The sequence below is a fragment of the Synechococcus sp. KORDI-49 genome (assembly GCF_000737575.1).
Classification (GTDB): Bacteria; Cyanobacteriota; Cyanobacteriia; order PCC-6307; family Cyanobiaceae; genus Parasynechococcus.
On record NZ_CP006270.1, the window covers coordinates 254,961 to 269,743 of the forward strand.

Sequence of the window (14,783 nt, forward strand, 5' to 3'; positions counted from 1 at the left end):
CCTTTTGATTTCTGGTTGAGTCCCAAGCCAGTGAACAACTCTTATTTCTATTGTGTTCCTTGATACAGGCTCAATGTATTCTGCATGCTGCCAGTTGCAATATGTTTTAAATAAAGTCGGGTGCGCTCCTTTTCTAGCTCGCCATGCCGTTCGACTTTCGGCTGATCTACGCGTCCGACCTTGAGGAATCGCTGGGTCGCGACTCAACGATCAATTTTGCAGCGATTGTTGAGGCACTCAGAGCAGAAAGCTCATCCGATCTGTTGATTTCGGCTGGCGATAATTACATTCCAGGTCCTTTTTTTAACGCTGGTAACGACGGCACCATGCGTCGCGTTGATGGCGACGCAACTCTTGGTGCGTTGAACATTGCCTACAACGCCCTTGCGGCTCTGGAGGGCGACGCACAGGCGTACGACGCCTTGCGTGGAGCTCCCGGTGCGATTGACATCGCACTCATGAACATCATCGGTTTCGACGCTTCGGCTGTCGGTAACCACGAGTTTGACGCTGGCACCTCCAGTTTTGAAACGCTTCTGGAAGCTGATCAGCGCGGTGATGAGGGTGTTGCTGGTGACCGTTCAGCAGGTACTTTCTTCCCTTATCTGACCACCAACCTCGACTTCTCTGAAGAAAGTGATCTCGCCGGTTTTGTGACCGACGCACCCAACGGGATTGTCAATGCCACTGGCGGGACTCAACCGAGAACGTTGGCTGATGCGGCCATCTTCGACTTCGACAACAATGGTGTTGTTGAGCAGGTTGCTGTTGTGGGGGCCACAACCCCCATTGTGCAATTTATCTCATCACCCGGTGATGTTGAGGTGCTCGGTACTGCCGGCCTGACGGGTTATCCCACGAACGATGCTGAACTTGCAGCAGTGACGGAAGCACTGGCTGCAGTCATCCAGCCCACCATCGATGCCCTGCTCGCAGACGGCATTGATCAAATTGTTCTTGCCAGCCATCTGCAGCAGTATGAGATGGAAGAAGCCCTGGTCGGGCTTCTGAGTGGAGTTGATGTGATCGTCTCCGGTGGATCCGGTACGGAGGCCACGTTGCTTTCCGACGGTATTGAGATGGTGAATGCCGATGGAGATCCCGCTTACGTGGTCTCCATCGATGGCTACTACGACTCGGTTGGTGTTCTTGACATCACCTTCGACGACAACGGAGTTCCTTCAGCTGTTACGGCTCAGGAGATCCTTTCCACTGATGCTGGGGTGGCTTCTGTCGGTGGCGACGTCACCACAGGACGAGCTGCGATTGCTGCTGATCTGATTGAGGCTGCACGTGATGTCGTGGTCTCCAACGATCAGACCATCTACGGCTACACGGACGTGTGGCTGGAAGGCCGCCGGGGATCCATCCGGACGGAAGAGACCAACATGGGCAACCTTGCCTCTGATGCCCAGCTCTGGTATGCACGCACGGTGGATCCTGAAATCCAGGTTTCCCTCAAGAACGGTGGTGGACTCCGTGCTCCGATCGGCACGATTACCGCTGATTCCGAGTTGACGGCACCTGCCGCATTGACTGAAGTGGTCGATGGTTACGACAAACCCGCAGGTGCCATCTCACAGCTTGATCTGGAAGCTGTTGCCGCCTTCAACAACGACCTGGTTCTCGTCAACACAACGGCAGCTGGCCTCCATGAATTGATGGAGCACTCCGTTAACGCGAGTTCACCGGGTTCGACCCCAGGCCAGTTCCCACAGATCGCTGGAATGCGTTTCAGCTTCGACTACGACGCTGACTTCAATCCGCTTGTTGATGGACAGCAGCGTGTGCGCGATCTGGCTTTGGTTGATGACGATCACGACATCACCGAGGTCATCGTCGCCAATGGTCAGCTTGTTGCTGATCCAGACATGGAGATCAAAATGGTCTCCCTTGATTTCCTGGTGAACAACAACGGTGACAGCTACCCCTTCACCGACGATGCCGACTCGGGCATCGAAGGGGTTGCCACCAGTGTGATCGACCTGCTGGATGACAACGGTGAAGAACTTGGCGAGCAGGTTGCGATTGCCCAATACCTTCAGGAGTTCCACGCCACCCCGGAAAGCGCCATCGATGCTGAGGAGGAGCCTGCGTTCCTCGACACCCGCACGATGAATCTGGGTGCTGACAACTTGGCAGCCTATGAATTCGCTGCAGAGATTGCCGGTGCCAACGGGATTCACGCTCCCATCGGCACCATCGATCTGGAAGGGTCCGAGATCGTGGCCTTCGCTCCTGATCATCAGGTCGCCGTTCTGGTGACTGGTGTTGACAGCAACGCCGCTGGCGATGTGGTTCACATCGTTGATCTCACCGATCTGACCGAGCCCGAACTGATCTCCTCGATTGTTGAGATCGGCGAGGTTCAGAGCGTCGACATCGCCGGCGATCTGGTCGCCGTCGCCGTTGCCGATCAGTCAGATCCAGAAACCGATCCTGGTGTTGTCTCTTTCCACCGCATCACCGGCTTCGGCGAACGGGCCCAGCTCAATTTCGTCGGCCACGTTGAGGTCGGTGCTCTGCCTGACTCTTTGGCCTTCAACGACCACGGCACTCGCCTGGCCGTTGCCAACGAAGGCCAGTCGAACGATGTCGAAGATCTCGCCGATGATGCCCTGGGCACCATCTCGATCATCGACACCAGCAGCTTTGATGAAACCGGTTCTGTTGACGAGTTCACTGTCGAGACCATCGACTTCTCTTATCTCGATGATCTGACCGAACAACTCAACAACCAGGGCATCCGGATCGCCCGTTCAGCCGAGAGCGTTGGTCAGGACATCGAACCGGAATTCATCACGACCATCGGGGACACGGCGTATGTCTCACTGCAGGAGGCCAATGCCATTGCCGAGATCGATCTGATCGAGGCAGAAGTTGTTGATCTGTGGACCACCGGCTTCAAGGACTGGGTGCACGGCCGCCCCGTTCTGACCGACATTGAATTTGATCTCGCTTATCCCAGTGTTCACAACGGCGGCGTCGGTCGCCCTGACGCCAATGGCAATGGCGCCGTTGATGTTGGCGAAGCCATCGCCGGTGGCATCTCCGGTGCCTTCTACATCGGTGATGACGAGGAAGACGGTCTGGACCGTTATGTGGTCGTCACCGACCGTGGTCCTCAGGCCTTCGACATCGGTGATCGCGATCTTGATGATCCCGATGATGCGTTCGACGGTGAAAAGGTCTTTGACGACCCGATGTATCCGATCACCGTCTACACCCTGACGGATGACGATGGAGTGGTTCTCGAAGAGAGCGCCCTCCAGCTGATGGTTCCCGACAGTTCTGTGGAAGGCGGTTTCCGTCTGTCCACTGGTCTGCCCGGTCTGGATGGACAGGAGGCCGGTGTTGCCTACGACATCGCCATGGAGCTGGTGGCTGTGGGTAACGCCGAACTCGGCACCTTCAACCAGTACCAGGTGGCACCTCTCGATGCTTTCGGTATCGATGCTGAGTCGATCAATCTGATCCCTGATGCTGCTGATGCGGCAGCTCAGATCAACGGTGGCGACTCCATGTATGCCATCTCCGATGAGTACGGCCCTCAGATCCTGCTCTTCGATTCCGAGAGTGGTCATCTCGTTCAGCGTTACGTTCCCGAAGGCACCGTTTACGACGCTGACTATCCCGACAACATGGCGGATGTGGAAGGGTTCACCTTCGACACGCTTCCTTCGGTGTACTCCGATCGCCGCACCAACCGTGGCTTCGAGAGCATGGCGTTCAACACCGACGACAACCTGCTCTACGCCTTCATCCAGAGCCCGATGCGCCCTGAGGGCTATCAGGACGGAAACGCCGAGATCATCCGTGTTCTGGCAGTTGATCCCTACACCGGCACACCGCAGGCTGAGTACCTGCACCTGCTCCCCAGTGCCGATATCTCCGCGAAGAATGACGGTGTCGACAAGGTCGGTGATGCTGTTTACGACCCTCACCGCGGCGTCTTCCTGATCTCGGAGCGTGATTCCTCGGATGGTGACCCCACGGCGACGAAGCGCGTTGTGGAGGTGGATCTTCTCGGTGCCACGAATGTTCTCGACACCGACTGGCAGACCATCCTCGGTGTGACTCAGCCTGAGGCTTACGCCACCGACAGCCTGGTGGATGACCTGGCGGCTGAAGACATCTACTTCACCAACCGTGTGGAGCTGTTCAACCTGCCGTCGTTGGGTGCCCACCTCGGCTTCGACAAGATGACCGAGGGTCTGGCCCTGAACACCAACGATGGATCACTGATGGTGTTCAGTGACAACGACTTCGTCAGCCAGGCCAACAGGCCAGGCAACATCGTCACGCAGGTGGCGTTCGAGCCTCTTCCCCTTGACACCTCCAACCGTGGAGAAGCCGGCGGTGAATTCGGCCTGAAGAACGTCTACGGCATCAAGCATCCTGACGGTCTGCATGCCTTCGAACTGAATGGCGAGACCTACGTGATCACGGCCAACGAGGGGGATGCCCGTGATGGCGATGAGACCATCGACGAAGTGCGCGTAGGCGATCTGGTGGAAGACCTGGAGACCTCCCAGGAAAACCAGGATTACTGGGTTGAAGAGCTCGGCGAGCGTCTTCACCTGGTCGCCACTGAAGGCGACTATGACCGGGATGGCGACATCGATCAGGCCTTTGCCTTCGGTGGACGCAGCTTCAGCATCTACGACGAGGTCGGCAACCTGGTGTTCGATTCCGGCAATGAGCTGGATGAGCTGATGAAGGGTATCGGCCTCTATCGCGACAGCCGCAGTGATGACAAAGGCATGGAACCCGAGTGTGTTCTCACCCAGGAAATCGATGGAAGGATGTATGCCTTCATCGGTCTTGAGCGTGGTGCGCATTCCACGGTTGTCGTTTACGACGTGACCACCCCTGCGGACTCCCACCTGGTGGACATCCTTGCCAACACCATCGTTGAGCCTGGTGTTGACGAGGATGGCAACGCAGATCTGTTCACCGGATCGATGCACCCCGAGGGTTTGCTGTTCATCGAGACAGCCCCCAACGGCGGCGGTGTTCTGCTGGTGGCCAGTGAGGGTGACGACTACCCCATCGAGTCACAGTTCGATGTCTACAGCTACGGGCTGCCTGACGGTGTGACCCCTGAGTTGGCATTGACCTCTGAGGCCGACCTGGTTCTGGGTACGGCCGGCGACGACGACACCCTCGTTGATGATCTCGGCTTCAGTGGCCACGCTGAAGTGCTGTTCACCGGAGCCGGCACGGACACCGCTGATTCCGAGATCATCAGTGGTGAAGAGAACACCATCTTCACCGGCAGCGGCGACGACACCATCTACGCCAGTGAAGGTGATGTGGTCATCGGTGGTTCCGGTAACGACACCGCCTTCGCCACGGCGTATGACGGCAACCGCCTCAGCGGTAACGATGGCTTCGATGTCTTCAACATCGGCACCAGCCACAACCGAGTTCTGGGCGGCGACCACGACGACGTCTTCAACGTTCTCGATGGCGCAGGTGTCAACTACCTGAACGGTGGTGATGGCTTTGACCAGTTCTGGCTGATCCCCGGCGCTGGTGATCGTCCTGCCGAGGCTCAGATGGTGATGGACTTTGACTCCGATGAAGATGTCATCGGTCTCTCCGGCGTCAGCTACGACAACATTGACCTTGAGTATCAGGGTGGAAACACGCTGCTGCGGGTGAATGGAGCGGAGGTTGGCCTGTTCATGAACACCACGACCGAAGACTTCCACATCAGCAACTTTGCTGGTTTGGCTTGATCAACGATCTGATTCATCATTAACATCCCGAAAGGCGGCCATATGGCCGCCTTTTTTTTTGTTTTTCAATGATCATTCATGAGCCTATAGAGCATGCAAACCTTCTGATGATTGCCAGGCCATTGTCCAGTGGCTTTGCCGGTCCTTAACCACTCATTGTTAGTCTTTTTTGGGATGTTTTGATTTCACGTGAGCAATCATCAGGTCGACGATTCGGAAATGCTCGACCTTGTCTCCTCGGCCTCGGTAACGATTCCGTGGAATATCGCTTGGCAGGAGCTTGATCTCATTTTCGGCCTTGGTCGGTTGGCGAGTGGAGAGCAGGTGCTTCTGAACCCAGCGGACTTTGGAGTTGTTCCTGCTGGTGGTGTGCAGCTCCCTGGCGTTGAAGTGCGTGGATCTGATGCTGGCAACATCATCTACGCCTCAACCAATTCTTCCGTCTATGGCGGTGATAACGGCGATTCTCTCTACAGCATCGATGGTTATTCGGATAATTTGCTTGTTGGAGAAGAGGGGAGCGATCGTTTCGTCATCGCTCCGAGCAATGATTACATCGTTGGTGGTTCACTGATTGAGAATGCGATTACCTTCGGCCTTCATCGTTATCTTGCTGAGGTCGATTCTGTTCCGGATCTCTTTTATCTGACGAATTCAGGTGCGAGTGCGGCTGACGATCCTTCTTTGATCGCGGATTTTCACGTTGGTGTTGATCGTGTCTTCGTCGATGGCGAAGAGCGTACTGGTGAATGGTCCTCTCTCAAGGCGGATCTGGCGCTACTGGGATTCGATGTGAATGCAGCACCCGTGCTCAAGGACTCCTTGAGCAGCATCAGTCGTGAGCTTGTGGGAGGTCAGCAGGGATTGATCGATCTCGCAGGTGCTGTGATCGATCCTGACGACGACGAACTGGCGGTTGTGATTCTGTCGGGTCCTGAGTGGATCAGCAGTTCCGGTCTCCAGATCGTCCTGGCTCCCCCGAGCAATAGCTCGCGGAATGACGTTGTGACCTACGGAGTTCATGACGGTCGTGCCATCGTTCTTGGTGAGATTCAGTTGGCAGTTACACCGGGCGATGAGCCGGTGGCACCCTCTCCTGATCCCTCACCCAGTCCTGATCCCTCACCCAGTCCTACTCCCTCACCCAGCCCTGCGCCGTCGGTGCCACCGACTGGTCCGTCTCCCGCTTTCGTCGGTGACAGCTCCAACGTTGACGTCATCCAGGATGGCCAATCCGTCCGCGTGATCGGTACTCGAGCTGCTGTGTCGATTCCTCTTGATGCCGTTGACAAGGTCACTCTGGATAACACCTCGTCTGAAAGAACTCAACTGGCTGTCTCAGCTGAAGTTCGTGGTCTTGACATTCGAATTGACAGTGGGGCGCTGACGCTGGAGGGTTCCAAGGTTGTTGGTTCCACGATTGAGTTTGCTCAAGGAGAGGATGCCGAGTTTGTCAGTTCAGTACAGAAGATTGGCGGTGGTACAACCATCGTGATGAGTGAGGGGAATGACTCCGTTGAAATTGGTCAGGGTGTTGTCAACAAAAGTTTCTTCTCCACTGGGGAGGGAGGTGATGCCGTCCTCCTCGATTCCGCAGTGAAGATCAAGGGGAATACTGTCTTTGATCTTGGCAAGGGCACGGATTCGGCAACGATCGATGCAGAGATCCGAAGGGCAACGTTCGAGTTGGGGAAGGGGGCTGATCAGATCACCATGACTGGTGCGGTGAAGAAAGCATTTGTTGACCTCGGTTTTGACAAGGCTGGTGATGTTGTGACCATTGCGTCTGAAAATCTGATCTCGAGGAAGATCAAACTGACCAATTTTGATAAAAAGGATGAGCTGATTATCGGTGGAGAAAGCTTTGGTTACGCTGATCTTCAGTCGAATGATTTTGACCGGATCAGTGTGAGTTTCCGCGGTGAAACCCCTGCGATTGTTCCGGAAGAGTCCAGCGACTCCAATGCCTCGACGGGGTTTGATTTCCTCTGATCAGCCCTCGAGGCATCGCAGGATCTCCTCCCGGCTGATGTCATCCCGCACTTCCACGGTCCCGATTGATGTCGGCATCACGAAGCGAAGCTGTCCGTCGCGCACTTTCTTGTCACCCTGAAGCGTCCTGAGTACCGACTCGGGATCCAGATCAGGCCAGCTGGTGGGCAGACCTGCTCGATCGATCAACCTGCGCTGACGATCGGCCTCCTCCCGGCTCCAGCTGCTGCGCTGCACCGCCAGCTCTCCCACCGCAACCATTCCGATGGCCACCGCTTCACCGTGCAGCCAGGTTCCGTAACCACTCAATGTCTCCACGACATGGCCGAAGGTGTGGCCGTAATTGAGGATCGCCCTCAGCCCTCCCTCTTTTTCGTCGGCGGCCACCACCCTGGCCTTGGCGGTGGCTGATCGTTCCAGCAGGTTGATCAGAGCGTCGCCGGCAAGTCCCTCGGCGCAACTCGGGTCGGCGATCGCCTCAAGGGTTTCGAACAGCTCCGTATCACCGAGGATTCCATACTTGATCACCTCAGCCATCCCGGCGCGGAATTCGCGTACCGGCAGGGTGGCCAGGGTTTCCGGGTCCATCAGCACGAGTGTCGGCTGGTGAAAGGCTCCGATCAGGTTCTTGCCGCCGGGATGGTTCACTCCCGTCTTGCCTCCGATCGAGGCATCCACCATCGCCAGGAGTGTCGTCGGAACCTGAACCACAGCGATTCCTCGCAACCAGGTGGCCGCTGCGAACCCGGTCATATCGCCGACCACCCCTCCACCGAGGGCGAGCATCAGTGAGCTGCGTTCCAGCTTCATCGCGAAGGCCGCGTCATGAATGCGTGCCACGGTCGCGGGCGTTTTCTGCTCTTCACCGGCCTCGATCACCAGGAGTTCCACCTGGAAACCGCTGCTCCTGAGACTGTTCAGGCAACGATCGCCGTAGGGGCCGGCCACATCCGCGTTGCTGACCACGAGAATCTTGCGGCCGGGACGCACCCCGGCCGCAATCAGCTCAGTTCCGACGCTCCTCAAGGCTCCATCACCGATCACCACCTGGTAGGGCGTCGTCTCCAGTTCCACAGCAATGCGACGGAACGGCGCGGACTGGGTGATGGACATGGGAGCTCAACCAACCTGCCCACTCTGCCGCTCTGCGACGGTCACGCGCGCCTACCCTCACGCCAGCACCCCGGGGCTCATGCGCAACAGCCTCACTGCCTGGGCCTTCCTGCTGCCAGCGGTTGTTCTGATCAGCCTGTCCGTCCTCATCCCGGCCGTCATGGCGCTCGTCATGAGCTTCACGACCACGGGCCTCGATGTGAGTGAGCCCCTGCAGTTCGTGGGCTTGGCCAATCTCCGCCGGCTGATCAGCGACCCCATGGCCCTGCGGGTGATGACCACCACCCTTCTCTATCTGATCGGTGTTGTTCCGCCGATCGTGCTGGGTTCCCTGGCCCTGGCCGTGCTGGTGAACCGCAGCCTTCCCGGCATCCATGTGCTGCGGGGGGCCTTCTACACGCCTGTGTTGGTGTCGATCGTCGTGGCAGCGATCGCGTTCCGCTGGCTCTACGCGGAAAACGGTCTGGTCAACGGCTGGCTTGTGGCCTGGTTCGGTGAAACCTTTTCGCCGATCGGGTTTCTCACCACGCCGCAGCTGGCCCTGCCGGCCGTGATGCTGGTGACGCTCTGGAAAGGACTCGGCTATTACATGGTCATCTTTCTGGCCGGTCTTCAGGGGATTCCCAAGGAGTTGTACGAGGCTGCCGAGCTCGACGGCAGCGAAGGCTGGCGTCAGCATCTCGACATCACGCTTCCGTTGCTGCGTCCCTACGTCGCGCTGGTTGCCGTGGTCTCATCCATCGCCGCAACCAAGGTCTTCGAGGAGGTGTACCTGATGACCCAGGGAGGCCCGGCCGACTCCACCAGAACCATCGTTTACTACGTCTACGACCAGGCTTTCGCGGAACTTGAAATCAGTTATGCCTGCACGCTTGGACTGGCGCTGTTCCTGCTGGTGATGCTCTTCACCCTGATCCGCCTGGCCTTCAGTGGCGATCGCGCCTTGATCTAAGCAGCCGATCGCGGATCCCGGTGGCAAGCTGCGGGAGTCTGCTCGACCTGGATGATCGGCGTTGTGGGAGGAGGCCAGCTGGCCCGCATGCTGGTTCAGGCGGCGGCTTCACGTCAGATTCCCGTCGCTGTTCAGACGGGCTCCGATGACGACCCTGCCGTGGAGGGGGCCTCCAGGCTTGTGACGGCGGATCCCAGGGATGTTGCCGGTACGCGCCAGCTGGTGGAGGGATGCAGCGGCATCACCTTTGAGAACGAATGGGTGAATATCGATGCTCTGATCCCCCTTGAGCAGCAAGGAGTTCGCTTCCGGCCTTCCCTGGCTGCGCTCTCTCCCCTGGTCGACAAGCTCTCCCAGCGCCAGCTGCTTGCCGATCTTCTGATTCCGAGCCCGCCCTGGTGCCCGCTGAGCCTGGTGTCCCCTGCTCAGCCGGCCCTTCCTCAAGGCTGGAGTTTTCCTGTGATGGCCAAGGCCGCCAGGGGTGGATACGACGGCAAGGGCACCCTGATCCTCAAGGACATCGATGCGCTGGCTCAGTTGATCCGCTCGGTCACTGCCGAGGAGTGGATGCTCGAGGCCTGGGTGGACTACGAGCGCGAACTGGCGTTGGTGGTCAGCCGCGACACCAGCGGATGCGTCCGGGCATTCCCCCTGGTGGAAACCCATCAGAGCCAGCAGGTCTGCGACTGGGTCCTCGCACCTGCCGCCGTGCCCCAGGCCGTGGAAGCGCTTGCTTTCAACGCAGCCTCGTCGCTGCTGACGAAGCTCAACTATGTCGGGGTTCTCGCTCTGGAATTCTTCTTCGGCCCTGACGGTCTTCAGGTGAACGAGATCGCACCCCGGACCCACAACTCCGGCCATTTCTCGATCGAGGCCTGCACCAGCAGCCAGTTCGATCAGCAGCTGTGCATTGCAGCCGGGCTGCCGGTGCCAGCTCCTCAGCTCGCCTGCCAGGGTGCGGTGATGGTGAATCTCCTCGGTCTGTCCGACGGAATCGCCGCCCCCCTTGATCATCGGCTGGCCTCACTGCGTCAACTGCCCGATGCCACGCTCCACTGGTATGGAAAGAGCCCGGAATCGCCGGGGCGGAAACTCGGCCACATCACCGTGGTGCTGCATGGGGCGACCGCGGATGAGCGCTCCGATGAAGCGCACAGGATCACCACCAGGATCAGAGAGATCTGGCCGTTGCCTTGCTTCGGCTCCGACTAACGTGGCATTGAACTGCTGTGTTGGTGACGGCCTTTTCTAGTGCTCTGATCTGACTCTCTTTCGACTTGGGGAGACTGTCGTGAAGGTGCCGTAAACCGGCCTTGCAGCCGGAAACGAAGCCTCATTTTGACTCCCCTTCTGGTTCTTCCAGGTCGACCACTGGGGCTCGCACGGCATGGCGGTTCACCCACTTTCTTCAGGCGTTCTCGAGGAGATCACGTGAATCTCTCGTTTCCGACCATCGTTCTGATGCTCCTCGCCTGTTCCTCACCCGTGAAGGCCGACGGGATCAGCTTTCGTCCAGACGATGCCATGGTGGCCTGCCGCGCCATCCTTCCTCAGTGCTTCACGCGGGCGGACTGGGCTGAGCTCTGCCGAACCGATCCCTCGTTGTTGGAGGCTCATCCGGAGGCCTGCCGACTGGCCATGCAGGCCGATCCCGAGAATCCCTGAGCGACTCCATCGCGCCCTTCAGGGGCGATGTCGCTCCATCGCCTGCTGAAGATCCGGTTTCGGCAGGTCCGTGATGATGAACACCTCCTGCACTGTCGTTCCACGACGGGCCACAAGTTTGTAGCCGCCCCGGATTGGCGTGGACACCCGCAGTTCAAGGGTCGGGCAGCGACCCTTGACCCGGTTGATCACCGCCGGGGTGATCGTCTGGATGCCCTGCTCGGACGCCAGGGATCTCAGCCAGGGGATCAGACCCTCGACGTAGGTGCTGTGGGTGATCACAACCCGGCCCAAAACCGAACACTTTCCCAGGAACTGGTCGAAGTTAGCGGCCATGGCTATGCCGGAGAGAGGGTGCTGTGTCGCCATGCTGAGATCCGTGGATGCCCTGCGCCGAGCAGTCTCCGGTCCACTCACCGACAGCTGCGGTCCCCAGGCCCGCATGCTCACCGCTGAAGTGCATGGCAGTGAAGTGCGCGGCCTCGCCATCTGCCCGGGACGGGTTGTGCGCTATGTGCTCGATGCACAGAAGTCTCACCTGGACACCGTTGACCTGTTGCGGTTAACCCGGGCCACCCGCAAACCAGCAGCCTGAATCAGCAGCGTTCGAGTGGTGCCATGGTCAGACCCTCGGATCCCAGTTGCTGGTGGTAGAGCTCGGCCTGCTCGAGCGGGCCGCACCACACTTCTGCAGACCCCTGACTGTCGATGCGATTCGCCAGGGTCCAGGCCTTTTCCTCACTCATCCCCGGGATGATCCGCCGCAGGCAGTCCACCACATGCTGAAAGGTGTTCACGTCATCGTCGAGGACGATGACCCTGGCCTCTGGATAGCGCTGGGTTGTCCTCTGACGCTCCAGCAGCGTTGTGGATCCCGGGCTGGAGCTGCTCATGACAGATGCTGGCGCTTGGGTTGCGAGGACGGGAACCTAGGTAGGATCACACGAGCGAAGCGGTCAAGCACATGCTGTTCACCCTGGCCTGGGCATCTCTAGCCGCCATATTCAGCTTCTCCATTGCGATGGTCGTCTGGGGTCGCAACGGTGACGGAACTCTGAAGTTCTGAGGCCGTTGCCGTCCCTTGATGGTTCCCTGATCAGTCAGTCACTGGCGGTCTCGGCAGCCGTTCTGCTGGTGTTCGTGAGTGTATCGGTGATCTACCTGTCGCTGATCGAGTGGAAAGACCGACGCCGACGCCGCTGATGAAGGTCGCGGCAGGTCTGTTTCGCCGCTTGGCGACCTTTCCGATCACCGCCCCGGCACTGCTGTTGCTGCTGATGCTGTCCACGGCTTGGCTGACGCATGTCGCCCGGCGGGAGCTCTCGCCCAGAGATTCTCTGACGCAGCAGCTGGATCTGCTCAGCGCATCCCTGGTGATGTTGCAGAGCTTTCAAGTGGATTCCGGGCAATCCGTTCCGGAGATCTGGTCTGAACGGCTCGGTCCGGAGCAGGCCTCCCGACGCTGGCGTGCCTCCAGGGAGCAGATCTGGTGGAAAGGGTGGGTTTCCTCGGGCAGCAGTGTGCTTGTGCTGCCACGCCAACAGGGCTCAACGGCGGGCAACAGTCCTCTGGATCGGCTCCTGCCCGGGTTTGATCTTGTCTTTTCCGATCCCGCTGAACGCAGCAGCTTCATGGAGTCGTTGCGTCCCCAGCCAGGGGACCCATCACCGTTGGAACGGTTCTGTCTGAGGGCCCTCGAGGTCTCAACGGCTGTGCGATGGACGCCGGAGGCCCTGCTTCCGATGGCCGGACCACTCGCTTCGATGCTCAATTCGGCCTCCCATGGCTGTCTTGTCCTGAATGTCGACGCCAAGGATCTGCGTTGGAGCGGGGTGTTTGCCAGTCGACCGCTTCGGGATGCCCCACGACGACTCAAGCCTCCAAGAGGGACAACGCCTCTGGCACCGGGCAGGCTTCGGGCTCCCATGGCTTCCGATCCTTCGCTGCTGCCGATGTTGCAGCTGGACAGTTCAACTGCGGAGCCCGTGCTCAGTGGAATTCTGAATCGCCCTCTGATCCGGGACGGTCTTGAGAAGGACTACGGGTTGACGCTGGCCATGCGTCGCCAGCTTCTTGAGGTGCCGATGCGCCTGAGTGTCGAACCTCAGGCGAAAGGTCCTTTCCAGGCCCGTGTGCAGATCGATCTGCAGCTCCCCTATCGGGATCCGGACGTGAGACGAGCACTTGAGTTGACGGCGACCCGTCTCGAGAAGCAGGGATTCCGGCGACGACGCGTCGATCTGGTTCACCCGGATGGCCAGACCGTCATCCGGGCGACTCTCTGGCTCGATGATGACGAGGACCCTGGACGGGTGCTTGGGGGATGGACCTGGCTGCCCAGAGATGCAAGCCATGGACACCCCGCTCTGCTCCGCATGGTGCTTGCCGGTGCGCCCACGCTGAAACGCTCGGCAACGGCCGAGCTCGGCTCCGACAGCAGCATGAATCTCATGCTGTCTCCAAGGGATCTGGTCACCCACGGTCTGCTGCCCGTCAGCTGGCCGACTGTGGTGCGATCAGCGGAAAGGCTGATGCTGCGCACGATGCCGCTGCGTGGGCAGACAGCCCGGGACGACTCCTGGCGATGGGTGCGTGGTCAGCTCGATGTTCCCTGAGCGGCTTCATCCTGACGTTTTTCCCGCTTCCTTCGGTCGGAGGCCAGGGTTTCCTCCATCAGTTCCACGGCCTGTTCCATCCGTTCACTGTTGGAGGCGAACAAGTTCAGGTCCTTCTCCACCCGTTCAGAAGGGAAGTTGAGGTCAGTGCAGAGATCGACAGCCTGTTGGGCCAGAGCCTTGCCGTCTGGACTGTCCTGCTTGCCGCGAGCGGTTTCGAGCACGGTCAGCAGGCCGATCGCCATCATCCGCGAGTAGTGCGATCCCTCGGGCAACCGCTGCTCGGCCAGCATTGTCGTAATGCCTTCCATCGCTGCGGAGGCAGCGGCGTCGCGGGTTTGAGAAGCCTCCCGTTTCAGGGCGTCGGCATCAAAGCCGTTGCTGCTGCAGATCGCTTCGAAGAGACGATCGGGATGGCTTTCCGGTCGATACCCTCGCGTGAAGGTTGTGAAGACCTTTTCGAGGCCTACCGCGAACAGTGGCGTGCTGCTGAACTGTGTCTGATGGCTGAGTAGATGCAGTTCCACCAGCAGCTCATCGCTCACCCGCCGGTAGAGGGGGGCGATGACATGGGGGAACGCCTGATGAAACGCCCGCTTGCTGTCAGCAATGGTCTGACGATCGCCCAAGTCGGAACCCTGGAATGTCGGCAATGACCATAGCGCCGAGGACGACGCCGTTAGGATTGACGCAATCACGCAG

General features: G+C 59.0%; 13 protein-coding genes and 1 other RNA gene. 10 read left to right on the plus strand and 4 right to left on the minus strand.

All coding sequences use genetic code 11. The annotated features are described in order from the left end of the window. Positions 1–143 precede the first annotated feature (143 nt). Entirely contained in the window at positions 144–5,744 is a 5,601-nt protein-coding gene (locus KR49_RS01435; protein ID WP_084187924.1) for an esterase-like activity of phytase family protein, read from the plus strand. Between the two features lie 189 nt (positions 5,745–5,933). Further along, entirely contained in the window at positions 5,934–7,736 is a 1,803-nt protein-coding gene (locus KR49_RS01440) for a hypothetical protein (protein WP_043690999.1), read from the plus strand. On the opposite strand, the gene aroB is transcribed toward KR49_RS01440, so the two are convergent. Then, positions 7,737–8,849: a 3-dehydroquinate synthase gene (gene aroB, locus KR49_RS01445; RefSeq protein WP_043691001.1), complete on the minus strand. Its 1,113-nt coding sequence runs from the start codon at positions 8,847–8,849 to the stop codon at positions 7,737–7,739. Between the two features lie 79 nt (positions 8,850–8,928). Between aroB and KR49_RS01450 the strand changes: the two genes are divergently transcribed. The 4 genes from KR49_RS01450 to KR49_RS01460 all read left to right on the plus strand — a co-directional run bounded on the left by KR49_RS01450 (position 8,929) and on the right by KR49_RS01460 (position 11,466). Next, the gene (locus KR49_RS01450; RefSeq protein ID WP_043696442.1) at positions 8,929–9,801 is read left to right on the plus strand and encodes a carbohydrate ABC transporter permease; all 873 of its coding nucleotides are present in this window, start codon (positions 8,929–8,931) and stop codon (positions 9,799–9,801) included. A 51-nt stretch (positions 9,802–9,852) separates the two neighbouring features. After that, positions 9,853–11,013: a 5-(carboxyamino)imidazole ribonucleotide synthase gene (locus tag KR49_RS01455; protein WP_043691003.1), complete on the plus strand. Its 1,161-nt coding sequence runs from the start codon at positions 9,853–9,855 to the stop codon at positions 11,011–11,013. Positions 11,014–11,019: 6 nt separating this feature from the next. Continuing rightward, positions 11,020–11,202: non-coding RNA, 6S RNA (ssrS, locus tag KR49_RS13170), on the plus strand. Between the two features lie 30 nt (positions 11,203–11,232). Next, positions 11,233–11,466: a hypothetical protein gene (locus tag KR49_RS01460; protein WP_043691004.1), complete on the plus strand. Its 234-nt coding sequence runs from the start codon at positions 11,233–11,235 to the stop codon at positions 11,464–11,466. Positions 11,467–11,484: 18 nt separating this feature from the next. On the opposite strand, the gene KR49_RS01465 is transcribed toward KR49_RS01460, so the two are convergent. Continuing rightward, the gene (locus KR49_RS01465) at positions 11,485–11,760 is read right to left on the minus strand and encodes a DUF2103 domain-containing protein (RefSeq protein ID WP_043696445.1); all 276 of its coding nucleotides are present in this window, start codon (positions 11,758–11,760) and stop codon (positions 11,485–11,487) included. A gap of 73 nt (positions 11,761–11,833) precedes the next feature. Here KR49_RS01465 and KR49_RS01470 point away from each other — a divergent pair, with 73 nt between their 5' ends. Next, complete coding sequence (locus tag KR49_RS01470) at positions 11,834–12,061, plus strand: hypothetical protein (protein WP_043691007.1); 228 nt, start codon at positions 11,834–11,836, stop codon at positions 12,059–12,061. A 1-nt stretch (position 12,062) separates the two neighbouring features. On the opposite strand, the gene clpS is transcribed toward KR49_RS01470, so the two are convergent. After that, positions 12,063–12,359, minus strand: a complete 297-nt coding sequence (clpS, locus tag KR49_RS01475; RefSeq protein ID WP_043691010.1) for an ATP-dependent Clp protease adapter ClpS — start codon at positions 12,357–12,359, stop codon at positions 12,063–12,065. A 71-nt stretch (positions 12,360–12,430) separates the two neighbouring features. On the opposite strand from clpS, the gene petN reads away from it, so the two are divergent. Genes petN through KR49_RS01485 form a run of 3 tightly spaced genes read left to right on the plus strand, consistent with a single transcriptional unit; the run spans position 12,431 to position 14,081 of the window. Further along, complete coding sequence (gene petN / locus KR49_RS01480) at positions 12,431–12,532, plus strand: cytochrome b6-f complex subunit PetN (RefSeq protein ID WP_043691012.1); 102 nt, start codon at positions 12,431–12,433, stop codon at positions 12,530–12,532. 5 nt (positions 12,533–12,537) lie between these two features. Next, a complete protein-coding gene (locus KR49_RS14460) occupies positions 12,538–12,669 on the plus strand; it encodes a hypothetical protein (protein ID WP_256381027.1) in 132 nt (43 codons plus the stop codon). Between the two features lie 29 nt (positions 12,670–12,698). Then, positions 12,699–14,081 carry a hypothetical protein gene (locus KR49_RS01485; RefSeq protein ID WP_162176149.1) on the plus strand — a complete coding sequence of 461 codons (1,383 nt, stop codon included), beginning with the start codon at positions 12,699–12,701 and terminating at the stop codon, positions 14,079–14,081. On the opposite strand, the gene psb29 is transcribed toward KR49_RS01485, so the two are convergent. After that, complete coding sequence (gene psb29, locus KR49_RS01490) at positions 14,063–14,710, minus strand: photosystem II biogenesis protein Psp29 (protein WP_043691015.1); 648 nt, start codon at positions 14,708–14,710, stop codon at positions 14,063–14,065. The two genes, KR49_RS01485 and psb29, sit on opposite strands and share 19 nt — an antisense overlap. Positions 14,711–14,783 lie beyond the last annotated feature (73 nt).

Coding starts and splice junctions, on each gene's coding strand:
- KR49_RS01435 (WP_084187924.1), top strand. CDS start 144: ATGCCGTTCGACTTTCGGCTGATCTACGCGTCCGACCTTGAGGAATCG.
- aroB (WP_043691001.1), bottom strand. CDS start 8,849: ATGTCCATCACCCAGTCCGCGCCGTTCCGTCGCATTGCTGTGGAACTG.
- KR49_RS01450 (WP_043696442.1), top strand. CDS start 8,929: ATGCGCAACAGCCTCACTGCCTGGGCCTTCCTGCTGCCAGCGGTTGTT.
- KR49_RS01455 (WP_043691003.1), top strand. CDS start 9,853: ATGATCGGCGTTGTGGGAGGAGGCCAGCTGGCCCGCATGCTGGTTCAG.
- KR49_RS01470 (WP_043691007.1), top strand. CDS start 11,834: ATGCTGAGATCCGTGGATGCCCTGCGCCGAGCAGTCTCCGGTCCACTC.
- clpS (WP_043691010.1), bottom strand. CDS start 12,359: ATGAGCAGCTCCAGCCCGGGATCCACAACGCTGCTGGAGCGTCAGAGG.
- petN (WP_043691012.1), top strand. CDS start 12,431: ATGCTGTTCACCCTGGCCTGGGCATCTCTAGCCGCCATATTCAGCTTC.